At 53.9% G+C, this 23,805-nt stretch carries 20 protein-coding genes; 13 read left to right on the forward strand and 7 right to left on the reverse strand.

What is annotated here, in order from left to right:
* Positions 1-25: 25 nt before the first annotated feature.
* On the forward strand, positions 26-1,618 hold the full coding sequence (locus NYR02_RS08230) for a TonB family protein (RefSeq protein WP_260975892.1): 1,593 nt from the start codon (positions 26-28) through the stop codon (positions 1,616-1,618).
* 45 nt (positions 1,619-1,663) lie between these two features.
* Here NYR02_RS08230 and NYR02_RS08235 read toward each other — a convergent pair whose 3' ends face one another.
* The 3 genes from NYR02_RS08235 to NYR02_RS08245 form a co-directional block, all read right to left on the reverse strand.
* Entirely contained in the window at positions 1,664-2,737 is a 1,074-nt protein-coding gene (locus NYR02_RS08235; protein ID WP_260975893.1) for a patatin-like phospholipase family protein, read from the reverse strand.
* A 248-nt stretch (positions 2,738-2,985) separates the two neighbouring features.
* Complete coding sequence (locus tag NYR02_RS08240) at positions 2,986-4,896, reverse strand: methyl-accepting chemotaxis protein (protein WP_260975894.1); 1,911 nt, start codon at positions 4,894-4,896, stop codon at positions 2,986-2,988.
* A 126-nt stretch (positions 4,897-5,022) separates the two neighbouring features.
* The gene (locus tag NYR02_RS08245) at positions 5,023-6,360 is read right to left on the reverse strand and encodes an MATE family efflux transporter (protein WP_260975895.1); all 1,338 of its coding nucleotides are present in this window, start codon (positions 6,358-6,360) and stop codon (positions 5,023-5,025) included.
* Positions 6,361-6,528: 168 nt separating this feature from the next.
* Between NYR02_RS08245 and NYR02_RS08250 the strand changes: the two genes are divergently transcribed.
* Together NYR02_RS08250 and NYR02_RS08255 are read left to right on the forward strand one after the other, a co-directional pair.
* Entirely contained in the window at positions 6,529-7,299 is a 771-nt protein-coding gene (locus NYR02_RS08250) for a substrate-binding periplasmic protein (RefSeq protein ID WP_260975896.1), read from the forward strand.
* A 76-nt stretch (positions 7,300-7,375) separates the two neighbouring features.
* Positions 7,376-8,140 carry a DUF481 domain-containing protein gene (locus NYR02_RS08255; RefSeq protein ID WP_260975897.1) on the forward strand — a complete coding sequence of 255 codons (765 nt, stop codon included), beginning with the start codon at positions 7,376-7,378 and terminating at the stop codon, positions 8,138-8,140.
* Between the two features lie 79 nt (positions 8,141-8,219).
* Here NYR02_RS08255 and NYR02_RS08260 read toward each other — a convergent pair whose 3' ends face one another.
* Entirely contained in the window at positions 8,220-8,846 is a 627-nt protein-coding gene (locus NYR02_RS08260) for a Spy/CpxP family protein refolding chaperone (protein WP_260975898.1), read from the reverse strand.
* 141 nt (positions 8,847-8,987) lie between these two features.
* Between NYR02_RS08260 and smrA the strand changes: the two genes are divergently transcribed.
* From smrA to NYR02_RS08275, 3 genes are all read left to right on the forward strand, one after another.
* On the forward strand, positions 8,988-9,629 hold the full coding sequence (gene smrA, locus NYR02_RS08265; RefSeq protein WP_260975899.1) for a DNA endonuclease SmrA: 642 nt from the start codon (positions 8,988-8,990) through the stop codon (positions 9,627-9,629).
* Between the two features lie 95 nt (positions 9,630-9,724).
* Positions 9,725-10,285, forward strand: a complete 561-nt coding sequence (locus NYR02_RS08270) for a DJ-1/PfpI family protein (RefSeq protein WP_260975900.1) — start codon at positions 9,725-9,727, stop codon at positions 10,283-10,285.
* 49 nt (positions 10,286-10,334) lie between these two features.
* Positions 10,335-10,703, forward strand: a complete 369-nt coding sequence (locus NYR02_RS08275; protein WP_260975901.1) for a ribbon-helix-helix domain-containing protein — start codon at positions 10,335-10,337, stop codon at positions 10,701-10,703.
* 47 nt (positions 10,704-10,750) lie between these two features.
* Here NYR02_RS08275 and NYR02_RS08280 read toward each other — a convergent pair whose 3' ends face one another.
* The 3 genes from NYR02_RS08280 to ilvA form a co-directional block, all read right to left on the reverse strand.
* Entirely contained in the window at positions 10,751-11,593 is an 843-nt protein-coding gene (locus NYR02_RS08280) for a substrate-binding periplasmic protein (RefSeq protein ID WP_260975902.1), read from the reverse strand.
* Between the two features lie 83 nt (positions 11,594-11,676).
* Positions 11,677-12,393 (reverse strand): 1-acylglycerol-3-phosphate O-acyltransferase, encoded by a 717-nt coding sequence (locus NYR02_RS08285; RefSeq protein ID WP_260975903.1) that lies wholly within the window; start codon positions 12,391-12,393, stop codon positions 11,677-11,679.
* Between the two features lie 172 nt (positions 12,394-12,565).
* Positions 12,566-14,083 (reverse strand): threonine ammonia-lyase, biosynthetic, encoded by a 1,518-nt coding sequence (gene ilvA, locus NYR02_RS08290; RefSeq protein ID WP_260975904.1) that lies wholly within the window; start codon positions 14,081-14,083, stop codon positions 12,566-12,568.
* Positions 14,084-14,202: 119 nt separating this feature from the next.
* On the opposite strand from ilvA, the gene rpiA reads away from it, so the two are divergent.
* The 7 genes from rpiA (at position 14,203) to NYR02_RS08325 (ending at position 23,800) form a co-directional block, all read left to right on the forward strand.
* Positions 14,203-14,877, forward strand: a complete 675-nt coding sequence (rpiA, locus tag NYR02_RS08295; RefSeq protein WP_260975905.1) for a ribose-5-phosphate isomerase RpiA — start codon at positions 14,203-14,205, stop codon at positions 14,875-14,877.
* A gap of 26 nt (positions 14,878-14,903) precedes the next feature.
* The gene (locus NYR02_RS08300) at positions 14,904-17,684 is read left to right on the forward strand and encodes an intermembrane phospholipid transport YdbH family protein (RefSeq protein WP_260975906.1); all 2,781 of its coding nucleotides are present in this window, start codon (positions 14,904-14,906) and stop codon (positions 17,682-17,684) included.
* A gap of 496 nt (positions 17,685-18,180) precedes the next feature.
* The gene (locus tag NYR02_RS08305; RefSeq protein ID WP_225691158.1) at positions 18,181-18,924 is read left to right on the forward strand and encodes a hypothetical protein; all 744 of its coding nucleotides are present in this window, start codon (positions 18,181-18,183) and stop codon (positions 18,922-18,924) included.
* Between the two features lie 9 nt (positions 18,925-18,933).
* Positions 18,934-20,571 (forward strand): GH3 family acyl-acid amido synthetase, encoded by a 1,638-nt coding sequence (locus tag NYR02_RS08310; RefSeq protein ID WP_260975907.1) that lies wholly within the window; start codon positions 18,934-18,936, stop codon positions 20,569-20,571.
* A complete protein-coding gene (locus NYR02_RS08315) occupies positions 20,568-21,659 on the forward strand; it encodes a GNAT family N-acetyltransferase (protein WP_260975908.1) in 1,092 nt (363 codons plus the stop codon). Before NYR02_RS08310 ends, NYR02_RS08315 begins: the two co-directional genes overlap by 4 nt.
* Before the next feature lie 10 nt (positions 21,660-21,669).
* Entirely contained in the window at positions 21,670-22,629 is a 960-nt protein-coding gene (locus NYR02_RS08320; protein WP_260975909.1) for a hypothetical protein, read from the forward strand.
* Positions 22,622-23,800 (forward strand): efflux RND transporter periplasmic adaptor subunit, encoded by a 1,179-nt coding sequence (locus NYR02_RS08325; RefSeq protein WP_260975910.1) that lies wholly within the window; start codon positions 22,622-22,624, stop codon positions 23,798-23,800. Before NYR02_RS08320 ends, NYR02_RS08325 begins: the two co-directional genes overlap by 8 nt.
* Positions 23,801-23,805: the final 5 nt, after the last annotated feature.

Genomic DNA, 23,805 nt, shown 5'->3' on the forward strand with positions numbered 1-23,805 from the left:
CCAATTTCAACAAGGATGCGAATACATGATCCGAGCGTTTCTGATGATCACCTTGCTGACCGGTATGCTGCCATCCACTCAACTGCAGGCAGCAGAACTGGTACTTAACGGCAGCGCTTCCTATTACTACCTGACCCGTGAATATTATGTCGCCGGGCTTTACCTAGCCGCTCCCGAACAAAATCCGGACACCATTCTTTCTGCCAACACCGCCAAGCGCATGCAGCTGATCGTCAGCACCGAGCGCTGGTCGCCACGCAAATGGGCGCAGCAATGGCAGAACAATATTTCCATCAATAACGACAACCTCAGTGCTGATACTCAGGTACAGCAGGCGGTGATGGAATTTACCCAGTTTCCGCGTGACGACCTGCACCGCGATGACGAAATCACCGTCGATTACCAGCCCGGCGGCAACACACGTGTACTGCTGAACCGCGAACTGGTAATTGAAAGCAGCGGCGTTGAACTGTTCAACTACCTGCTCAATACCTGGATCGGCAAACTGCCGCCATCGCGCGAATTCCGCCAGCATATCCTGCAGCAGGATACCTCCGCCGCTGCCGAACAAAACCGTCGTCTGCTGCTGACCCATGAAATCCCGGCCGCACGCAGCCAATTGTATTCGCGCTGGCTGAATGCCGAACGCGCGGCTCAACAAGCCGAACAGGAACGCCAGCAGCAACAGGCCCGTGCCGCCGAGCTGGAGGCCGAAAAAGCCGAACTGGAAGCCAAAAAGCAGCGTCAGGCTGAAGCCCGCCGCCTGGCCGAAGAACGCGCCGCCCGTGAAGCCGCCGAAAAACTGGCGCAACAGCGCGCCGAGCAGCTGCGTCTGGCTCAGGCCACCGCAATCAAAGCCCAGGCAGAGCGTTTAGCCAAAGCGCAGAAGCCCGCCAGCAGCAAAGCCAGCAACAGCAAAAACACCGCCAAAAGTGCCGATACCCTGGCCGCCGAGCAGGATTACTACCTGCAGCAACTGCAATGGCAGTTACAGCGCCAACTGGAAGCCGAAGTCAGCTACCCGGCCTGGGCTAAGCAATTTGCGCAGGAAGGTCTGGTAGAAATGGATCTGGAGCTGAACCGCAACGGCGAAACCTTTAACCTGCGCGCGCGTGATGACAGCGTCGCCAAGCTGTTAATTACCGAAGTACAACGCGCGGTACAAAGCGCTGCGACGAAGATCGGTATTAACGCAGACCTCGAAGGCCAGCAGTGGCCGCTCAGTGTGCGTTACCGCTTCTCATTGCAGGGCGCAGAGCAGCCAACGATGGCGATGCCACAGCCACCCAAATCGTTGCAGGTGAAGAAAGCACCGAAAGCCCAGCAAGGGCAGCTGCGCCAGAGCTATGAAGACGTACAGCGTGAACGCATTCTGAATACCGTGGAGTATCCGAAAGCGGCGCAGATTCTGAAGAAGAAAGGTCTGGTGGAGTTGCAGGTCGAAATCCTGCGTGACGGTAAACTGGGCGAGATTAAAGAGCTCAGCAACAACCGTCACCGCGAACTGACTCAGGCGTTAATCAACGCCGTGAAGCAGAATGCTCCCTTCCCGCCACTACCGGCAGAGCTCAGCGACAGCAATCTGCAGCTGAAGGTCAGCCACGACTTTAAACTCTGATACATACCGGCCATGCCAGTTCAGACTGGCATGGCACCAGCTACCTCACCACGGCAGTGGCTCAGCCACTTCCGCCCAGCGCTGCTGCTGATCAATATTGGCCAGCTCATCACCCAACCGTTCACAGGCGGCCAGCGCGATATCCCAACGCCGCCGGCGCTCGCTGTACTCCGGATAATCGTAAAAATCATCCAGATCAGGAATGCGTCCACCGGGCAGCGTTGCCGCAAACTCCCACGACGGCGCAATGATAATGGTGCGGCGATAGTTCTCGCGTGAGGCCGTGCGCCAGCGCAGCTTTTTATCAAACCAGCCGCCTTTCGGGGCTTTGGCAAAATAGTGCGGGTAAAGCACAAAGCCCTTCTCTGGCAGTACCGGTAAATCAAACTGGTAGTCGGTGATACCACCATCACGATAGGTGCCGCGCGGCGCACCAGGAATATTACGCACCCCGGCAATCACCAGCGGTATGGCGCCACTGGCCAGAATGGCCGGCTGCAGATTATCTTCGGTTAAGGTCACATGGCGCGCCGGCAGATGTGGGTAATGATCAATCGGTGCGCGCTGCGGATGATGAAACACCACCCGTTCAATCCATGGGCGCATAGCGCTGCGGGCGAACAGATTGGCCGTCATTGCTCCCGCCAGCCCCAACGTTTGCGGCACCTTATGATCCGCTCCTGCCAGACCACGACAGCGCGCCACCAGCGTGTGATAACGCACCACCGGGTTGTTAATAATTTCCTGCGTGCCGCTTTCGCCAAGGATCACATCCAGAATATGGCGGCAGACGGTCGCCACTTCGTGGGCGGTGGGTTTGGCTGAGGCATATTGCTGACTGATGTAGGCTTCCTGCAAACGGGCATGGGCCGCCAGCGGATCGTTCTGGGCATAACAAGCCATGCGCCAGGCTCCGGCGGATGTGCCCAGCACATGCAGCGGCTGTTCACGCCCACGCACCCATTCACTCAGCAGATAACGATCCATCGCCGCCAGCGACAGCCACTTCGGGCCGCCGGAAGCGCCCAGCATCATGTCAATATCGGACGAGTGCAGACCATTAGCGCGGATATGCGTCAGGGCTTCGTGACCGGCAAAAATTTTTAAGGCAGGCTTCATGCCCCGCTCCATCATAATGAAAGGGCTCTTTGTACCCTGTTCATATGACAGACTTAAGGGGCAAAGATGCTAAGAAACCTCTGAATAACCCATAGCCCGCTCTGGATTTAGCCCGGAAGACTCGTGCGGGGTTATTCAAAGGCACTTTAACCACCATTCTACCCGGACAGCGGCAACTGAAACGTCAGCCATAAGACGGGATCTGCCGCGAATGATAACAATCAGGACGAACCCCGGACTAACCCCGACTACAAACGAAATTGCATCATCTGTTTCGCCAGTTGCTGTGCCAGCTTGGCCAACTCCTGCACTTCCTGACGACATACGGTCAGGCCATCACTGGAGCGGCTACTCAGCTCGGAAATATTCTGCACGTTGCGGCTGATGTCTTCCGTTACCGAGCTTTGCTCTTCGGTGGCGGTCGCCACCTGATGACTTAAACCCACCACGTCGCTGACATTGTCGCTGATGCTGGTCAGCGCCTCGCCCATGCGTTTAGCTGCCGAGACGGTTTCGCCGGTCGCTCCTTCACCGGCTTCCATGGCTTTTACCGCGCGTTGTGAGCCCTGTTGCAGACGCTCAATAATGCCTTCGATTTCGCTGGTCGATTCCTGGGTGCGGCGGGCCAGGTTACGGACTTCATCCGCTACCACCGCAAAACCACGGCCATGCTCACCGGCGCGGGCCGCCTCAATAGCGGCGTTCAGTGCCAGCAGGTTGGTCTGCTCGGAAATCGCGCTGATCACCTGAATCACCTGGCCAATATCATTCACCTGCTGCGCCAGCTGGCCAATGGCATCGGCCGATTCACGGATATCCGACGACATACTGTTCACCTGGGTAACCGAGCGCTCCATATCGCCACGAATACGACCGGCATCGCTGCCGACATTTTCCAGCTTGGTCGCCGTTTCGGTGGCGTTACGTGCCACTTCCTGCACCGTTGCTTCCATTTCGTAAATCGCGGTCGCAACCGAATCGGTCAGCTTGCTCTGTTCAGACGCCCAGCTGTGATTGGTGGTGACCACTTCTTCGATCTGTTCGGTATAGGTTTTTACCTGCTCGGCGGTCTCCAGAATGCCGCGGATCATCTGCCGCTGCGATTCCATAAAATCGTTAAATCCGCGCGCCAGTTGCCCCAGCTCGTCGTTGCTTTCTATTTTAAGGGTTTGGGTCAGATCGCCGCCGCCCTGGCCAATGCTGATCAACGCCTGAGTGATACGGCGCAATGGCTGCGTCATGCGATCTGCGAGCAGAGCAATCAGGCCGAGGAAGACCAGTGCCGTTACGATGCCTACGGTCAGCGATAACAACGTAGCTTTGTGCAACGCACCATAAATTTCACTGCGTGGTACTTCCACCACCAGGTGCCAGTCAACCTCATCCAACTGCATACCCGAGGCGATGATCGGCTGGCCATCACGCTCAAACTCAACCAGATCACCGGCATTAGCAGCCAGCAGTTTCTGTGCTTCAGCGGCCGGCAGATGCTGCGCCAGATCGACGCCAGACATTTTAAGGTCCGGGTGAATCAGAATTTTTCCATCATGGTCGGTCAGATACACAATGCCGGTTTCTGCAAAGCGGAACTTGCGGATACGTTCAGCCATTTCCTGCAGACCAATACCCAGACCACTGATACCCAGCGCTTTACCGTTACGTTCAATGCGGACATTGATAAATAAGGTGGGTTTACCGCTGTTTTTATCCACATCCAGCTGCAGGGCACGTTTCAGGCCCTTATCGAGAAAGCCAAAAAACCAGCCGTCGTTTTCCGCAGTAACCTTACGGGTGATGCCTTTCTGGGTGTAATAATTTCGGCTCAGAGCTGAGACAAAATGTGCGCTGTCGGCTTTCTGCCGGCGGGCAACGGTTTCAAGATATTCGCGGTTCAGCGGCCATTCGGCTTCCGGCTCACCGCGCTCAATCCAGTTCTGCATCAGAGAGTTATCGGCGATCAGTTCGGAGGCGGTAATACCGCCGGTGAGATCTTTCTCGATTTCCTGCGCAATGGCGCGGATATTGGCCGGTAAGGCCGAGCCCAGCCAGTAGGTTTCGAGTTGCTGGCGGCTTTGCCAGATACCCACACTGACGACCAGCGCCACACTCAACAGCAGGGCGCCGCCCATACTGAGCAGCAATTTCTGGCGGATGGTCATGGTGCACTCCTGAAGGATATGAATGTTCCCTTCAGGTTAGCAGCAGACCGCTCCATCACTTAGACCAAATACGACAGCTTAGCCCGCATCAGAGCAATGGCAGGGCAAACCCTGTGCATCACGGTTTTACGGAACCAGCTGCTGCCGTAACTGATAACGCCGCACCCGCCACAGCAACAATGCGCCCATCAGCAGATTGCCCGCCGCCGCCCCCATCAGTAATCCGGGATAGCCACCCAGCTCGCCACCAATAAAGGCACCGGGGACATAGAAGGCAAACAGGCGGATAAAATTAATCACCATGGACGCCTGCGTGCGCTGTAACGAATTCAGCGCCGAGTTCACACAGAGCACAATGCCCATGCCGGCATAGCCCAGAGGCAGCCAGCGCACGTATTCGACAATACTCTGCTGCACCGCCGGATCAGCGGAAAACAGCTGTGCCAGCCAATGACCCGAAGCCCAGAAAATTAAACACACCGCGCCTTGCCACAACGCCAGAAAACGGAAGCTGCTGTACAGCGCCTGCCAGATGCGGTCGTACTGTGCCGCCGCATGATTCTGCGCGACAAACACCGGCAGGGTTGATGTCAGCGCCAGAATCACCACAATCGCGAATGGCTCCAGGCGCATACCGACACCAAAACCGGCCACCGCTTCCGGCCCCAGCGGAGCAACCATTACCAGCAGAATGGCACCAGCCACCGGCACCAGCATATTAGTCACCATCGCCGGAACACCGAGCTGTAACATTCGCTTCCACAACACCCGTACGTCATGCCAGTTCATACCATGACGGCTGAGATAACCTTCGCGTCGCTGACGGGTCATAATCACCAGCAGCACCAGAATCCAGCACAGCGCGCTGGCCAGAGCCGCACCACCGATACCCATTCCCGGCAAGGGGCCCCAGCCAAAAATCAGCAGTGGATCAAGCAATGCATTCAACACCGCCGCGACCATCATCATCTGCGAGGGCAGCCTGGTATTACCGGTCGCGCGCATCGCACTGTTCTGCATCATCATCAGCAACAACACAATGGCGCCCGGCCACCAGAACAGCATAAAACTGCGAATCTCCGGTAACAGCTCATCACCGGCACCAAGCAGACGGAATAGCGCGTCATTGCTCAGCCAGCCCGCCACGGCAATCACCACGCCCAGCAATAAACTGAGCAGCAAACCCGCCATCGCGGCACGCTGGGCCTGCAGGTTGTCATCGGCGCCCACCGCGCGTGCAATTAACGCAGACATGGCAATGCCCAGGCCAATGGCCAGATTCATCACCAGCATAGTGACCGGCATGGCAAAGCCCACCGCCGCCAGGCTTTCGGTGCCGAGCAGGCTGATAAACCAGGTATCCACCATATTGAAAAAGAAGACGGCCATAATGCCCAGCACCATCGGCTGAGTCAGGCTGTAGAGTGTCCGGTTAACAGGGCCGTTGAGAATGGCTTGGCGCACTGAGGCATCCTTAATTTTATTTTTTGCTGCGCTCACTCTACACCAAAAGCCGGAGTCAACTGGTGTCTGGAATGACACTTATTGTGCAACACTCCGATTCATCGTTTTGCCGCTCCGCCTTGTCCTTTGTTCTATCGTTGAAAGAACGCCAGGCCGTATGGACATGTCATGATCCGCACCTTTGTTATCCGCGCCGCATTACTGAGTCTGCTTTCTGCCAGCGTGCAATCCGATGTTATCCGCCTGCGCGCCGATGAGTGGTTTCCCATGAACGGAAAGCCCGGCTCTGAACAGCCCGGCTATATGATTGAAATTGCCCGCACCATATGGGAAGAAGCCGGTCATCAGGTTGAGTACAGGCTGATGCCGTGGGAAAGAGCCATTGATGAAACCCGCCAGGGCCGTGCTGAATGCATTGTCGGTGCCTACCACGAAGATGCCCCCGATTTTGTCTTCCCGCAGCTGACACTGGGCCTGGATGACAATCACTTTTATGTGCTGGCCGCCAATCCATGGCGCTTCCGCGCAATCGCCGACCTTAATACCGTCCGTCTCGGCGTGATCGGCGGTTACGCCTACGATAACGGCGAACTGGACGCCTATATCGAACAAAACCAGCACAATGGCGCGCGCCTGCAGATTGTCCGCAGTGGTAAAGCGCTGCAGCAGAATATCCGCAAATTACTGACACAAAGAATCGATGCATTGGTTGAATCACCCGCTGTGATGCAGGCGCAGCTGAAGCAAATGGAACTCAGTGAATCCGTAATAAACGCCGGTATGATTGGAAAACAAACCCCACTGTACATCGCCTGCTCACCGGTCATACCGGCGGTCAGTGAATATCTTCAGCAACTGGATGCCGGCCTGAAGCGACTGCGCAACGACGGGCGCTTAGAGGCCATCCTCAACCGTTACGGGCTGCACGACTGGCAATAACAACAACAGCCACCCTTGCACTGAACAACCCCTCTCGCTACCCTGCCGCTCAAGATTTTTGCGCAAAGAGGATGCTATGCGTCGCCAAGCCCTGATTGTTTCATCATTCGCTGTTTTACCACTGTTGTTATCCGCCGCGACCTTCGTCAATGCGGAAGAAGCTGCCAATGTAGAAAGTGCTGAAGCAGCACCGGAATTTCCCATCTGGGGCGGCTCTGCCGAACTGGGAACGATCCGCACTTCCGGTAATACCGATACCTCCAGCATTAACGGTAAATTTGCTGTTAAGCGCGATGGCGAACTCTGGGATTCCAGCCTCAAACTGGATGCCCTGACCAGTAAAGAAGACGGTGTGACCTCGAAAGAAAAATATCGCGGTACCATTCAGTTTGACCGTAACTTCAGTGAGCATTCTTACCTCGCCATTGTCGGCGACGAAGAACGTGACCGCTTCAGCGGCTTTGAGTATCAGGCGACGTTATCCGCCGGTTACGGTTACCGCGCCATCCATGAACAGAATATGGAACTCGATCTCGAAGCCGGCCCCGGTTACCGTCGCGACAAACTGAAAGAAAGCGGTGACATCGACGAAGAAGCCATCGCCCGTCTGGTGGCCAGATACCACTGGACCATCCAGAAAGGCGTCGAGTTTATTGAAGAATTCAGTGCCGAACTGGGCGAAAGTAACAGTATTTATAAATCTGAAACTGGCCTGAAAAGTCAGATCAACGGCAGCCTCGCCACTAAACTGACCTACAAAGTGAAGTACGTTGATAAAGTACCGGCAGACAGCGAAAACACCGATACCGAATTTGGTGTAACGCTGGTATACAGCTTCTGATCTGACGGCTTAGCCGCTGTTGCAGATAACAAAAAGCCCGCGTAATAACGCGGGCTTTTTTATCTCCGGTACAACCGGATTATTGATCGCAGTCTTTATCTTTACGGTGACCGTGATGACCATCCAGACAGTCTTCATCCGGGTGATGCCATTTACGCATCTGCTTTTCTTTCATCGCTGTCCACTTTTCCTGCTGTTCGGCGGTCAGTACCCCTTGTACTAATTGCTCAAACTGCTGACGCGCGGCTTCGCGTTGTGCCTGATCCAGCGGCCACTGGTAATTGTCTTTCTGTTCTTTCACGCCTTTCAGTAACGCGCTTTTCTGCTCGTCACTCAGGCCCAGCTTACGGGCCAGTTCTTTGGCGTGCTTTTTCTGCATTTTGGTGTGCTGTTCGCGCATCAGTGTCTGCGCCTGCTCACGCTGCTCGGGGGTCAGCACCTGCTGAATTTCCGCGCGCATGGCCTGCATTAATTCGTGGGCTTTGGCGCGGCTTTCACTGCGTGGCGTGTCGGCCTTGCGCAATTCGCGGAATTGACTCTCGTAGTTGCCTTCAATTTCATCAATGCGTTCTTCCTGGGCATCGGTCAGCTCAAGCTCGTCGTCCCAGTCTATTTCGCGGTGCTTACCGCCAAATGCCAGCGCCTGACTGGCCAGCAACACAGTACAGGCGGCGCCAATGGCTTTAAATATTGTCTGTTTCATCATTCGGTCCTCTGGCTATACCAGGCAGTGTGTACGCTTACCAGTGTACGGATTACCACACAAAGTTGTGTCCGCCATTGCAAAGAATTGTCACAGGAAAACCATGGGTATATTCCTCCATTACCTGCGAGACGGGCGGCGCGAATGTTCGTTATCATAGGACGTTTCCTCTGTACGACGAAGACCATGAGCGATACCACTAACGATCCCGAAGAGCAGCTGTTCCTGCAGGAAATGCAGGGCGTTAAGCCCCTGCAGGCGAAAGAGCGGGTGGAACTGCGCAAGGGTGACATCTCACAGGCCAGCGCTGCCGCACGCCGTCTGGCGGCGCAGAAGCAACCCGAAGAACAGGATGGCAACCGCCTGCAAACCAGCGAGGTTAAACGCGTTGGCCCGCACGATGTCATCGGCTATAAGCGCCCCGGCATTCAGGATGGTGTGTATCGCAAGCTACGGCTGGGTAAATACGAAACCGAAGCACGCCTCGATCTGCACCGGCGCACCATCGACGAAGCGCGGCGCGAGCTGTACCGCTTTATTCAGGAGTGCATGAGCCACGATATCCGCAGCGTTCTGGTACTGCCAGGGAAAGGCGACCGCAACATCAATGATCCGGCGGTGTTAAAAAGTTATCTGGTGCGCTGGCTGGAGGAACTCGACGAAGTACAGGCTTACCATACCGCCCAGCCTCACCACGGCGGCAGCGGTGCGTTTTATGTTCTGCTGCGTAAAAGCGAGCGCAAAAAGCAGGCGGCGCGCGAGCAGTTCAGTAAAGGGCGCCTCTGATAGCGCACTGGCTGCTGTAGTAATCCGCTGTTACCAATCATGCTTCACAATCCGCCAGACTCGCTGTTCCACAACAACAATACGGAGCAGCACTCATGGCGAATATCCTCATTATTGCCGGCGATTACGTCGAAGATTACGAACTGATGGTGCCGTTTCAGGCATTGCAGATGGTCGGTCACAGCGTCAGCGTGGTGTGCCCGGATAAAGCCTCCGGCGACAGTGTCCGTACCGCGATTCACGACTTTGAAGGCGATCAGACCTACAGCGAAAAGCCAGGGCATAATTTTGTACTGAATGCAGATTTTGCCAGCATCAACGAGCAGGAATTCGATGCTCTGCTGCTGCCCGGTGGCCGTGCGCCGGAATATCTGCGCCTGAACAGCCGCGTGCTGGAACTGGTCAAACACTTCGCTGCGGCCAGCAAACCCATTGCTGCCGTTTGCCATGGCGCACAGCTGCTGACCGCTGCCGATGTGATCCGTGAACGTAAAATTTCTGCCTACCCGGCCTGCGCCCCGGAAGTGACCATGGCAGGCGGTATTTATGCCGATATCGCCGTTGATCAGGCCGTTACCGATGGCAATATCGTTACCGCACCGGCCTGGCCGGCCCATCCGCAATGGCTGGCACAGTTTAATGCGTTGCTGAAATAACTGACTGTCGCGTCAGAGAGGATGCAATCACACTCTCTGGCGCGGCATAATGTCGGCAGACAAAATTGCGACGGAGTTTGCCGTGTGTGAGATTTATTCAGGTACCGAACCAGAGCTGTTTGCGCTGAAAACCCGCTCCATTCGCATTGATGGCGTGGTCACCAGTATTCGTCTGGAAGCAATTTTCTGGCAGTTGCTGGAACAGATTGCGGCGGATGCCGAACTGACACTGGGTACGTTTATTACCCGCATTTATCGTGAAGTGCTGGAGCGTCGTGGCGAAACCGGCAATTTTACATCGTTGCTGCGCGTCGCCTGCACCACCCATCTGAATCAGGGCCAGCGCCTGACGCTGACCAGCAGTTCTTATGACGATACCATCAACGATCATCAGGAACCGGAACGCAAAGTGTCCTGAAGCTGTCGGCGGTAATCCTCTTTATTAACCACACTCAACCTGACGTGTTATTGCGCCGGTTGTTGCTCCTGAGACTGCTCCTGAGGCTGCTCCTGAGGCTGTTGCTCCAGATGCTGCTCGGCCCACAGATACTGCGCCTGTTGCAATAAGGTCTGCATCCAGTTTTCGGCTTTTGCCTGTTCCAGCACCTGCTGCAGACGGGCGCGAAACGCTGGCGTATTACAGGCCGACTTTTTCGATAAAGTAATGTACAGCGGCTCGCTGCTGATTTCCTGCGCTAATGGATGAATATTGCGATAACCATTACGCGCCGCATAAGCCCGCGCCGGATTTTCCTCATACAGCACGTAATCAACGCGCTGACCGTTCAGCATTTTCAATCCTTGCTCAAGACTGCCAACCTGATGCACGGTGAGATTTTCACGGGCAAAATTATCAAACTCCTGACCGAAACTGTTATGAATAACAGTAACGCCCTGACGGCCGATTAAATCTTCCCAGCGATTATATTCAAACGGTTTTTCATTGTTCACCCACACCACAGTACGGGTTAACTGGAAGGACGGACGCAGATAATCCATTCGTTCAGAACGGGCGTCGGTATAAAAAGCGCCGGCTATGAAATCAATCCGTCCGGCGGCAACTTCTTCCTGGGTTCTGCCCCATGGACCGCTGTATTGCAGATCAATTTTAACATCCAGATTTTTTGAAACTTTTTGTAAGAAGGCCGCAATTGCACCGGTTAACACTTCGGGATTTTGCGGCTGCCTCCATAAGTAAGGCGGGTATTCCGCATTACCACTGGCGGTAAAGAAACGGCAGGCATCCTGTTCTGCACTGGCGGAAATGCTGGTAATCATTACCAGCCAGAACATCACAATCATTTTCATGAGCACAACACCCTAACGCAGACCTCCGGGATCGGATTCAGTATAGGCGGCCTGCCATCAATTGCTTGCTACTTTACGGCCAGCTACTTTACTGCCAATTCTGCATCCAGCGCGTTGATAGCTTCCTGCATCCGTTCGCGGGTTATCTCTGCCAGACGCTTTACATCATCCTCACCCAGTCCCTCGGTACTGATGGGTGGCAGATAACGCGCCAATACTTTACCACTATGGGAGCGGTGCAGATCAATATTTTTATGCGTGCTGCTGTAGACCAGAGGTACGATGGGTAAACCGGCCTCGATCGCCAAAGCAAAAGCTCCGCTTTTAAACGGCAATAAGCCTTTGCCGCGAGAGCGTGTACCTTCAGGGAAAATATAAACCGCACAGCCGCGTTTTTTGACCGTACAGGCAACCGCCGCCATAGTTTCCCAGGCTTTGGTTTTATTGCCCCTGTTAATAAAAATGTTACCAGCCAGCCAGAACAGCAAACCAAAAACCGGAATAAAACGCAGGCTACTCTTACCCAAAATAGTGATATTACCCGGCAACATACCAGGGTAAATAAACACATCCAGAATATCCTGATGATTGGTGACATAAATCGCCTGACCATCACCCACCGGAGAATCATTAATGGCTTTCATATCAATATTCAGCAGCCAGCGGCCGAAGGAAAATATTTTGGCGCAGTCGCGGGTATTATTACGATGAAAGGGACGGACAATGCACAGAAGCAGGCCAAGCATACAGCCCAATAAAAAATAGACGGTTAACACAACAGCACGGAAAGCAAACAACATGATGAAGTCTCTTATTATTGTTTATAGGTGCCACTGAGCTCCATCTCCGGGCGACACATACAGCAGATGCAAAACGCTATTGTTATTTCAGAGTAAGCCGGCAGCAAGGTGCCGGCCTGCCATTATCCTGTGAACAGCAGGCATAAATGCCCGCTTGTTTACACAGAAAAAATTAACGCAGAAACAGTTGGTAGGCGGTGTTGTCTGTTTCATCCCAGTAGCCATAACCCAGCTCATCCAGAAAACTGTGTAACTGCTGCTGTTTATCATCGGCGACCTGCAGCCCCACCAACACCCGACCATAAGCCGCACCGTGATTACGGTAGTGAAACAACGAAATATTAAAATGCTTACCCAGCTTGCGCAAAAAATTAAGCAGCGCACCCGGACGCTCAGGAAATTCAAAACGATAAACCCGCTCGTCATTCACCGTCGCCGGAGCATGTCCGCCGACCATATGGCGGATATGGTATTTGGCTATTTCATTATCGGTAATATCCAATACCGGGTAATTGTCGCTGTGTAATTCATCCAGCAATGCCTGGCGCGCCCCCGGCTCGGCACTCACTTTAACACCGACATAAATCTGCGCCTGGCTGTCATCGCCGTAGCGGTAATTAAACTCAGTAATCGGACGCTTGCCGATTAAGCTGCAGAATTTCTGAAAGCTCCCCGGCTCCTCCGGAATGGTTACCGCCAGAATAATTTCACGGCCTTCGCCTATCTCAGCAACTTCTGAAATATAACGCAGACGGTCAAAGTTAACGTTGGCACCGCTTAAAATCGCCACCAGGTTCTGATTTTCACAGCCTTCGCGCTCAACGTATTTTTTCACTCCGGCAATGCTTAATGCGCCGGCCGGCTCACACACGGCACGGGTATCGTCAAACACATCTTTAATGGCAGCGCAGATTTCATCCGGCGTACAGGTGATAACCTCGTCAATATGATCTTTGCAGATTTCCCAGGTGTTTTTACCGATCTGGGCCACCGCCACGCCGTCGGCAAAAATGCCGACCTGAGGCAGAATAACGCGTTTTTTCGCCGCCAGGGCCGCCGCCAGACAAGCCGACTCGGTACTCTCAACGCCAATCACTTTAATTTCCGGGCGCAGCGCTTTGATATACGCCGCCACACCGGCAGCCAGACCGCCGCCACCGACCGGGATAAAAATCGCATCCACCGGGCCACTGAGCTGACGCAGAATTTCCATACCGATGGTGCCCTGCCCGGCAATCACTTCCGGGTCATCGTAGGGATGGATATAGGTCATGCCTTTTTCTTCAACCAGCTTTTGCGAATAGGCAAAGGCATCATCAAAGGCATCACCCTGCAGCACCACTTTGGCACCACGGGCTTTAACCGATTTCACTTTAATATCGGGCGTGGTGCGCGGCATCACAATAGTGGCTTTAATGCCCAGTTTCTGTGCTGCCAGTGCCAGCCCCTGCGCGTGGTTACCGGCCGATGCCGCCACCACACCTTTGGCTTTTTCTTCTTCGGTCAGCTGCACCACTTTGTTGTACGCGCCGCGCAATTTAAACGAGTACACCGTCTGCTGGTCTTCACGTTTTACCCAAATTCGGTTGCCCAACCGTTCACTCAGAAAGGGGGCAATATGCAGCGGCGACTCGATAGCAACATCGTAAACGCGGGCGGCGAGAATTTTCTTCAGGTAATCGTTAAGCATGCCGGGGATTCCAAACAGACTGAAAAAATCGGTGCGGGAAGCACTCAGAGGTGAGCATTGTAACGCATCAGCGCATATAATTCGCTGCACCTGACACATCATAAGCCCGAGCTGCCATCATGACACAAGACGAACTGAAACGCGCCACAGGCATCGCCGCCGCCGACTACATCCGCCCTCATCTCGACGACGACAGCATTGTCGGTGTCGGCACAGGTTCTACCGCCAACTGCTTTATTGATGCTCTGGCCGAACACAAACACCTGTTTGACGGCGCCGTTGCCAGCTCCGAAGCCTCAGCCCAGCGTCTGCGTGACCACGGTATTCCGGTGTACGACCTGAACAGTGTCAGCAATCTCGATTTTTATATCGACGGTGCCGACGAAATTAACGAACACCTGGAAATGATCAAAGGCGGTGGCGCGGCGTTAACCCGCGAAAAAATCGTTGCCGCCGTGGCCAGAGAATTTATCTGCATCGCCGATGAAAGCAAGCTGCTCAGCCGCTTAGGTGCCTTCCCGCTGCCGGTGGAAGTGATCCCGATGGCGCGTTCTTATGTCGCGCGTGAACTGGTCAAACTGGGGGGCGACCCGGTCTACCGTGAAGGCGTCGTCACCGATAACGGCAACTACATACTCGATGTACACAACCTCAGCATCGCCTCCGCCATCGAACTGGAAAGCAAAATCAACCAGATTACCGGCGTGGTCACCAACGGCCTGTTTGCCCTGCGTCCGGCTGACGTGCTGCTGCTTGGCACTCAGAATGGCGTCCAGACCATTAAGGCTAAATAACCATCATGCACGTGCCGGGCAAAGGATTGCTGCACGCAGTTCAGGCACGGCTGACGCCTGTGCGCCTGCCGAAGCTGCTGCTGCGTCTGTTGAGTATTATGCTGTCGGCGGTTGTGCTGATTGTGCTGCTGCTGAGCGTTCTGCCTGCCCTGCTCAAACCAGCGCTGAACCGCTGGCTGCCCGACCTGCTGGCCGATGTCGCCGCCCCCGGCAGCAATGTGGTGGTGCAGATTGAAACATTCAGTTGGACCCGGTTCCGCCTGAGCGCACTGCAACTGCCACTGGTCGATGGCAGCCTGATTCAGCTTACCGACCTCGACCTGCGTTATAAGCCATCACAATTACTGCAGGGGCAGTTGAAAACCCTCAATATTGCCGGACTGCACATCAGCTTGCCGGACGAAAGTGCGCGCAAAGTGGCCGTTGTCGCCGCGCACAATGCCGGTAATGCCGCCCGTGAACAGCTCAATCAATTACTCGAATTGCCGCAATTCAGCCAATGGTTACAACTGCCGCTGGAACAGGTCAGCATTGACCATATTGTGCTGCAACACCCCGCCGCAATGGCCGAACTCAGTGCCAGCCTGACCCCGCAACAATGGCGTATTCACGGCAGCGCCCAGCTCGATAACCTGCCACTGCCGTGGCAGATCGAACTGCAACTGCAACACACTGGCGACTGGCTGTTATTGGTCGCCGAACAAAGCCAGCTGTTATTACAGCAGTATGGCCATATTGAACAGGACGCCGATAACACCCGTCTGACCCTCAGCCAGCGCCTGGATTTTGCCGCGCTGAGTGAACGCTTACCTCAGCTGGCTGGCCTGCCTCTGCCGCTCAGCCAATTGCAACTCAACGCCCAGCTGCAATTACCGAACCGCGCGTATTTACCGCAGGATCTGAGCCTCAGTCTCAGTGCCGAACTCGACACCCGCCAGCAACAACTGGCTGACACTATGCTCTGGCACAGCGGCCGCTGGCATTTTGCCCTGAATAAAGCCGACGCAGCTGCCGACTGGCAATGGCAGCTGCGCAGCGAACAACAAAAGCTGCAGCTGAGTGATGTTCTGCCCAGCAGCAAACAGCCGCTCACGCTCAGCAGCGGGCAGCAGCTGAGCGGCCACTGCAACGCGCCACTCACCACCTGCGAAGCCGAAGGCAAGCTGCAGAACCAGCTGCAAAGTACAGACGGCAAACAACTGCTGGCACAGTTTAATCTGACCCCGGCGCTGAACTGGCAACAGGGTAGCGCCCTCAGTCTGGTGTTGCCGCTGGATATTAATGTCAGTGCGCAGAATCCGGATCTGCCGCTGCAAAGCCTGCACAGCGAGGGCGAGCTGATCGCCCTGCTCGACGCCAGCGGCGACTGGCAACTGAGCAGCATTCCCGGCATCAGCAACAGCCTGCAATTAACCTCGCCTGAGGGCTGGCAATTACCGCCACTGGAATTTCAGCTGCTGCCCACGTTGTATATCAATGGCAACCTGAACAGTACAAACAACAGCGGCAGCCTGCACAGCGAACCGCTGCGGCTGACCATTAAGCCCTGGCATATACAACACGGGGCAGACAGCTTCCTGCAATTACAGACCAGCGAGTTCAGCTGCCAGCCAGCGCCCGGCAGCTCGTTACTGGTTGCGATGCAAACAGTGTTCAGCGGCCAGTGTGATATCAGCCTGCAACTGGCCAAATCGCGCTGGCAGGGCTGGCCGGTTCCCGAACTCAGCGCCAACGGTCCGCTGAAACTGCTGTATTCATTGCAGGATGATCAGCAGAACAGTGAGCCGCAGCAACAGCTTAACGGCGAACTGCAACTCAGTGGTGCCGGTAAGCAACTGCACCTGCGGATGCAATTACAGCATGACCTGCTGCAACAGCGTGGCAGTATGCAATGGCACCTCGATGATCTGCTGCTTCACTGGGACAAACTCAATCTGCCGGAAATGACGGCCTTAACCAAACTCGAGTTTTTAAACGGTGCTCTGGCCGGACAAGGCTGGGTCGACTGGCAACAGGTTAATAATGTCTGGCAAATAAAACCCGACCTGATGCTGCGCAGCGACAATATCAGCGCGATTTACGATAACAGCATCGGCTTTGAACAATGGAATGCGTTAATTGCCCTGCGCCGCCCATTCAGCGGCGATTATTTACTCGACGCACAAATCAGCGGCAAAAGCCTGAATCCGGGTATCGAATTAAAAGACATACTGGCGCGCAGTCAGACACGTATACCGGCTGACTTTTCATATGCACTGGCCGAAATTTATGAAATGCACACCGACGTACTCGGCGGCCGCATCCATACGCCATTAATCCGCTTTGATACACGTAAAGACATAAACGCCTTTGGTATTGAACTTGAGCATATTCAGCTGGCACAGATCGCCGCGCTGGAAGCCAAGGCCGAAGTTCAGGCAAGCGGTACTCTCGATGGCGTATTACCTATTGTGCTAACTAAAGAAGGGGTACAGATTCCCGGCGGCACTTTATTTGCCCGCGATCCGGGTGGCGTTATCCGCTACCAGAACGCCACCTCAGAAGCGCTGCAGCAATCCGATCAGACCGTTGGCCTGGCCATGCAATTACTGCAGAATTTTAACTACGACCAGCTGCAATCCAATATTCAGTATCAGCCCGACGGCGCACTGAATTTAGGTTTGCAGTTTCAGGGAAAAAACCCGGATTTCTTTGGCGGCCAGGCAACGCACCTGAATGTGAATCTGGAATATAACTTACTGGATTTGCTGGAAAGCCTGCGCGTTACTCAGGACGTAATCAGCAGGCTTGAAGAAAAATACCAATGAATAAAACGCAAAAATAAATAATCAGGCATATTTTATATCTGCCTGCTTCTGTCTATAAATCCATTAAAAACATAAGACATCCGTACCATATAATAGCCACAAACCCTTAAATATAAGGGCAATTCGTGCCAACTATTTCTTTTAATATATATTGCACTAACCCAAAGAGCGCGCTTATGTTTCAATCCGAGCGCCTGAACTTATCCAGGTTAACAGGCCCCGAAAACTGAGTGTCTGCATTCCTCAGAGGCCAGAATAAAAATGGCCACAATAAAAATAATATTAAATCCGCCAATAAGAGCGGGTAATTATAAAAATTTATTCTCACGGTGATCTCTATGACTGCATTCCAGACTCTGCCACAACGCGAATAATCGCTGCCATTCCGCGATATACGGCACCATCGTACTTATATTGCATAAAACAATAACCGACCTGACATTGCCGCTATCCGGCGATGCGGATTTGTTTTGCCCTGAATAAGGAATGGATTTCAATGACTCAGAATAAAAGAGCATTAACCTGTCGTTTTCTGCCACTGGAGCAGATTTCAGTTAAACATCTGCGCGATATGTACCGGGTATTTTCCCGTTATTACGCCAATACCGATCTGGAAACCTTTGTCCAGGATATGAACCGTAAAAGCGGTGTATTTCTGCTGGCAGAGAAAGCCGGAAACCGGGTGGTCGGTTTCAGTACCTGGACCGAAGTGGCGCTGAATTATGGCAACGGAAAAGCCATTGGCGTATTCAGTGGAGATACCATTCTGGAAAAAGATTACTGGGGAAATAAAGCGCTGCAGCAGGCGTTTGCATTACGGATGCTGAAGCTGAAATTAACCCGCCCCGGCACCCGGGTTTTCTGGTTGCTGATTTCCAAAGGTTATAAAACCTACCTGCTTCTGGCCAATAACTTTGTTCGCCATTACCCCAATCACCATAACCGCGATAAAAGTCTGGTCGGTGTTATCGACCAGTACTGCGAAAAATTATTTCCCGATTATTACGACCGTAATAATCGCCTGCTGGATTTTGGTGATCACTCCCAGCACCTGAAAGGGGATGTTGCCGACATTACGGATTGCATGCGTGAAGCCAATGCAAAGATCCGCTTTTTTGATGACACCAATCCATCCTGGCGCCGCGGTACTGAGCTGCCCTGCGTCGGTGAAGTCTGCAGCCGAACCTTTATCGGCTTTTTCCGTAAACAGCTCGGCAGCCGGCGCAGCACACTGCAGTAAGGAGTCATTATGAATATTTCTACCCGCTTACTGCATCAGATTTCCTATCGTCTGAGCCGCTATGGTCAGCAACGTTTTATGCGCGCCAGTCATGCACTGAAAGCGGCGCAGCTGGCACGCTTTCAGAACATTATGGCGGTTGTATCCGGCTCAGACAGCGGTTATCAGCGCGGCCTTACGCTGGCGACCAACGTTGAAGAATTTCGCCAGCGAGTACCATTAAGCGATTATGAAGACTGGCAGAATGCCATTAACCGCCAGCGCAGTTCCGGTGAATTTATTCTGACGACAGAGACGTGCCAGCGTTATCAGCCAACCAGTGGCTCAACAGCACAGATTAAATGGATTCCCTATACCCCGGAATTCCTGCGCGAACTCGATCAGGCCATTAATCCGTGGATGGCCGACCTGTACAGCCGTTATCCCGCCATCCGTAAAGGCCGGCATTACTGGTCACTGTCATGGGTGCCGGGTGAATTACGCAGTGTTGCCAACAGCGTTAATGACGACCTGCAATTACTGCCGTGGTGGAAGCGTTTATTTATGAACCGCACCATGGCCGTGCCGCAGGCGGTGTCGCTGGCACCAAGCTCAGAATTATCACTGTTCGCATCGCTTTGTTATTTATGCGCAGCCCGCGATCTCACCCTGATGTCTGTCTGGAGCCCCACCTTTCTGCTCAGCCTGCTGGAGCAATTAGGACAGCAACGCATGGCCGTTGCCCAGGTTCTGGAACAGGGTCGCTGGGGAGAACAGCAAACCAGCCTCGGACATTTAAGCGCTCCGCGCAATCGTATTAATGCTGCATTGCTGCGTAACTGGAACGGCAGAATAAACGCCACCATCACCCGGAAATTATGGCCTGAACTGGCGTTGATCAGCGCCTGGGATACATCATCATCCGAACCCTGGGCCAGACAACTGCAGCAGTTATTCAGCCACAGTGATTTTCAGGGAAAAGGTTTATGGGCCACCGAAGGGGTTGTAACCATTCCTTACGGCCAGCAATATCCGCTGGCGCTGGAAAGTCATTTCTACGAGTTTGAAAATCTGGCCAACAAACAGATTTTATTCAGCTGGGAACTGGAGCCCGGTATGCAGGTTCGTCCGGTGATTACCACCGCCAGCGGCCTGTTACGTTACCGCACCAAAGACCGGCTGCTGGTTGATGGTTTTATTAATCAATGCCCGACCCTGCGTTTTATCAGCCGCTTATCCGGCACCGATATGGTCGGCGAAAAAATGTCTCCGCAAGCGGTGCTGAATATATTCAGTACCCTGACTGCCGCCCTGCCACTGCAACCGGTGTCATTACTGGCCGTACCGGCGGAACAGGGTAACCACCGTCCAACCTACGTACTGCTGGCCAGTGGTGGTCAGGAGCTGCAGACAGAAACCCAGCAGCGGCTTGAAGCTTTATTGCAGGAACATTTCCACTATAAGCTCGCCCGCGAACTCGGCCAGCTGAATCCGGCACGCGTAATCATCAGCGACAACGCCATGGCAACTTATACTCACCTGCGGCTGCAGAGTGGTGCAGTGGCCGGCAATATTAAAGTAGAACCGTTATTACTTTGCCCTGCCGCCAGCGAGTTGCTGAATACTCTGCCGGAACACAGTCTGGCGGAAAGTGGAGCCATCGCGTGAGCAGCTATTGCATCCGGCCGGCCTGTACTCAGGATTCGGCCGGCTTACTGAAACTGCTGGCCGCAACCGCCCAACAGGGAAGCATCCGTCTGACCTTTGAGCGTAATCCTGATTATTTTTATGCCGCGGCAGTCAGTAGCCAGCGACCGGAAATCTGGGTAATGGAAAAACCCGGTCATGGCATTATCGGTACGTTCAGCATCGGCCAGCGCCGGGTATTTATTAATGGCCAGCCAACGTCGGTTCGTTATGGCAGTGATCTGCGTATTCACCCGGATTTTCAGGGTGGCCGTACTCTGTACCGCTTATTCGGCACCTATCGTCAGCAAATGCAGAACGAGTGGATGCAGACCGTTATTCTCGACGAAAACCGTGCCTCACTGAGCACCGTTGGCAGCGGCCGCAATACACTGCCGCAATATCTTCCTGCCGGAATGTTTACCACCTGGCTGATCAGCCTGCGGCGGAAAAAAAATATCGCGGATGATCCGTTAATCCATCCGGCCAGAACGGGAGATATTGCCGAGATGCAGGCATTTTTTGACCGCGAAGCCGCCAGTAAACAGTTTTACCCCTGTTACGATTTCTCGCGAATCGGCAGCGATGATCCGTACTACCGCAATATTAAAATCAGTGATTTTTTTATTCTGCGTGAACATGGGGAAATTACGGCGCTGGCTGGTTTGTGGGATCAGAAGGATTTTAAACAGACCCGGATCAGTGGCTACGCACCGCTACTGCATCATTTGCGGCCATTCTATAACAGCCTTACCTGGCTGACCGGACACCTGGCATTACCTGCCGTTAATTCGCTCAATCATTATCAGATGCTGCACAGCGTGGTGGTTAAAAATAATGATCCCGGGCGCTTTGCGCGGTTGTTACGCACCCTGCGGAAAACAGCACAGCAACGTAATGCCCTGGCTCTGGCCTGCGGTTTTGACAGCCGTGACCCGCTGTTAAAAATCGTCCGCCGGCATCCCGGCCACGCCTTAAAAAGCCGGAATTTCATTGCTACCTATCAACCAGAACTGGTGCAGAAGCTGGATTTAACCCGCCTGCAATATCCGGAAATCAGCCGTCTTTAACAGGGAATTTATGCGCAAGGATTATATTGCCCAGTGGTACGAAGTACGGGAAGAGCAAGGAATTTCCGACCGTATTCACTGTTTTATACACAACAGTCAGGAGCAGAAGACCCAGTGGCATCATTTCCGCCACCGCGATACCGATGGCATTGGTATGCTGACTAATGTACGCGAGCAACTGGGCTATCCGGCCAGTTCACTGCCACGCTGCCGCGACCTGACCGAGCCCGGTTTCTGGCAAACCCTGAATAAGGTACGGCGGCAACGCAAAGACCGCACACCGAAAACCGTACACTGGAAAAAAGCCAGTACAACAAAAGCCGGCGAAACAGCCACGGCTGTTACAGAACCTGAATTTACAGTGCTTAACACAACCACCGTCAGCCGCTTAAAAACAGTGGCTGCTGCACGGGGAGTCTCTCTGGCAAGCCTTACCTTTGCCTGTCTGAATAAGGTTATTTTTTCCGTCTGCCTGCAACCGGGAAGCCGCGCCTGGTGGTTTTATCCGGTGAATGTCCGTGGCGCTGTCAGCGGGCCGGAACAGAGTAATTTATCATCCGGTTTTTATCTGGCACTGGACGAACACAGATGTGCCGGACACATTCATGCACAGGTAAAAGCAAAGCTGGTCGCCAGAGAACATTGGTGGTTATGGAAGATGGCTCATATTGGCCGCTGGATTGGTAAAACCGGGGTGCGCTTTATTTACCGGCACATCAGCGGTTCGCAGTTTTATCTCGGCTCGTTCAGCTATCTGGGAGACTGGTCACTGCCACAGCATCCGCACAGTGTTGTTGGTGTCTGCGGTGCCGGCAGCGCGAATTATCCGATTGCCACCGGCGTGACTGAGTGCAATGGGCAACTGACACTGGCACTTAAATTTCACCCTTCAATTGCTCTGGCGCAGGAAACACAGCAGCGCTGCCTGCAGCTGTGGCAACAGTCATTGCAGGAGCTGAGTTATGCCTGATGTATTTTCTGCCAGCAGCACAGATAACAGACGTCCGCACAAGATCCGCCCTATTGCAGTCTGGCTGACCGCGGTTCTGGCCCTGTTATTAATCGCAGCATTATTGGTACTACAGGCACCGCTGCCGGCCACACAAACGCCTGCCAGCATGGCACCAAGCGTACCGGTTATCAGCGTTGTCGCGCAGGACATAACCATTCCGGTACACAGCCAGGGTCATGTCCGTATGGCGCGGGAGTTTTACCTGAGCAGTCAGGTGCAGGGGCAGGTGCAATACGTCAGCGAGCATTTTATTAATGGTCAGCAGGTACAACAGGGCGAACTGCTGCTGAGTATTGATGCCGCACCTTACGAGCTGGAGGTTCGCCAGCACCAGGCCAACCTCGACAGCCGCCTGCTGCAGCTGGAAGAAATCCGCGCTCAGGCTGAAGTGGCACGCCAGCAGGCCAGCGAAAATGATTTTGCCCGTTATATTCCGCATCTGCGCATGGCCAACAGCCAGGTTGCTGCGGCCCGCGCCGCCCTGCAATACGCACAACAGCAACTGCGTGACACACGTATATATGCGGCGGTCAGCGGACGTATTGCCCGTGCCACAATACAACCGGGGCAACAGGTTTCTCCGGCGATGGTTCTGGGTGTTATTTATGACGATAACTGGCAGGAAATCCGCTTGCCGGTCAGCGATCATGAAGCACAATTATTAGGCATCCGCCCGGGTACAGAAAAGCCATTGCCGGCAGTCACCCTAACAACAGCAGGCGGTACAAAAATACCAGCGCAGATTACCGGCAGCGAAGCCGGCCGCGATGCCTTTCAGCAAATTATTTTGCTGGCCCGGCCACAATATTCTGCGGATATAACGCCACTGTTGCCCGGCACCTTTGTTGAAGCCGAAATTCTCAGTCCGGTCATTACCGGCATCAGTCGTATTCCACGCTCAGCTCTACAGGCCGGTAATCATTTATTAATGGTTGATCAGCAACACCTGCTGCACGATGTAAATGCCAATCTTTTGTATGCGGGTAAAGATCAGCTGTATCTGCGTAATAAATTTTCAACACCGGTTCTGCTGGTTAACAGCAGCCGTCACGCCCTGCTGCCCGGCAGCCAGATTATTCCGGTTAATACCGGCAGCAGAGAGCAACTGGCCACGGCGGCCGGAGAATGAGACAA

Origin of the sequence: Thalassolituus pacificus, from assembly GCF_025318105.1 — a bacterium.
Lineage (GTDB): Bacteria > Pseudomonadota > Gammaproteobacteria > Pseudomonadales > Oceanobacteraceae > Venatoribacter > Venatoribacter pacificus.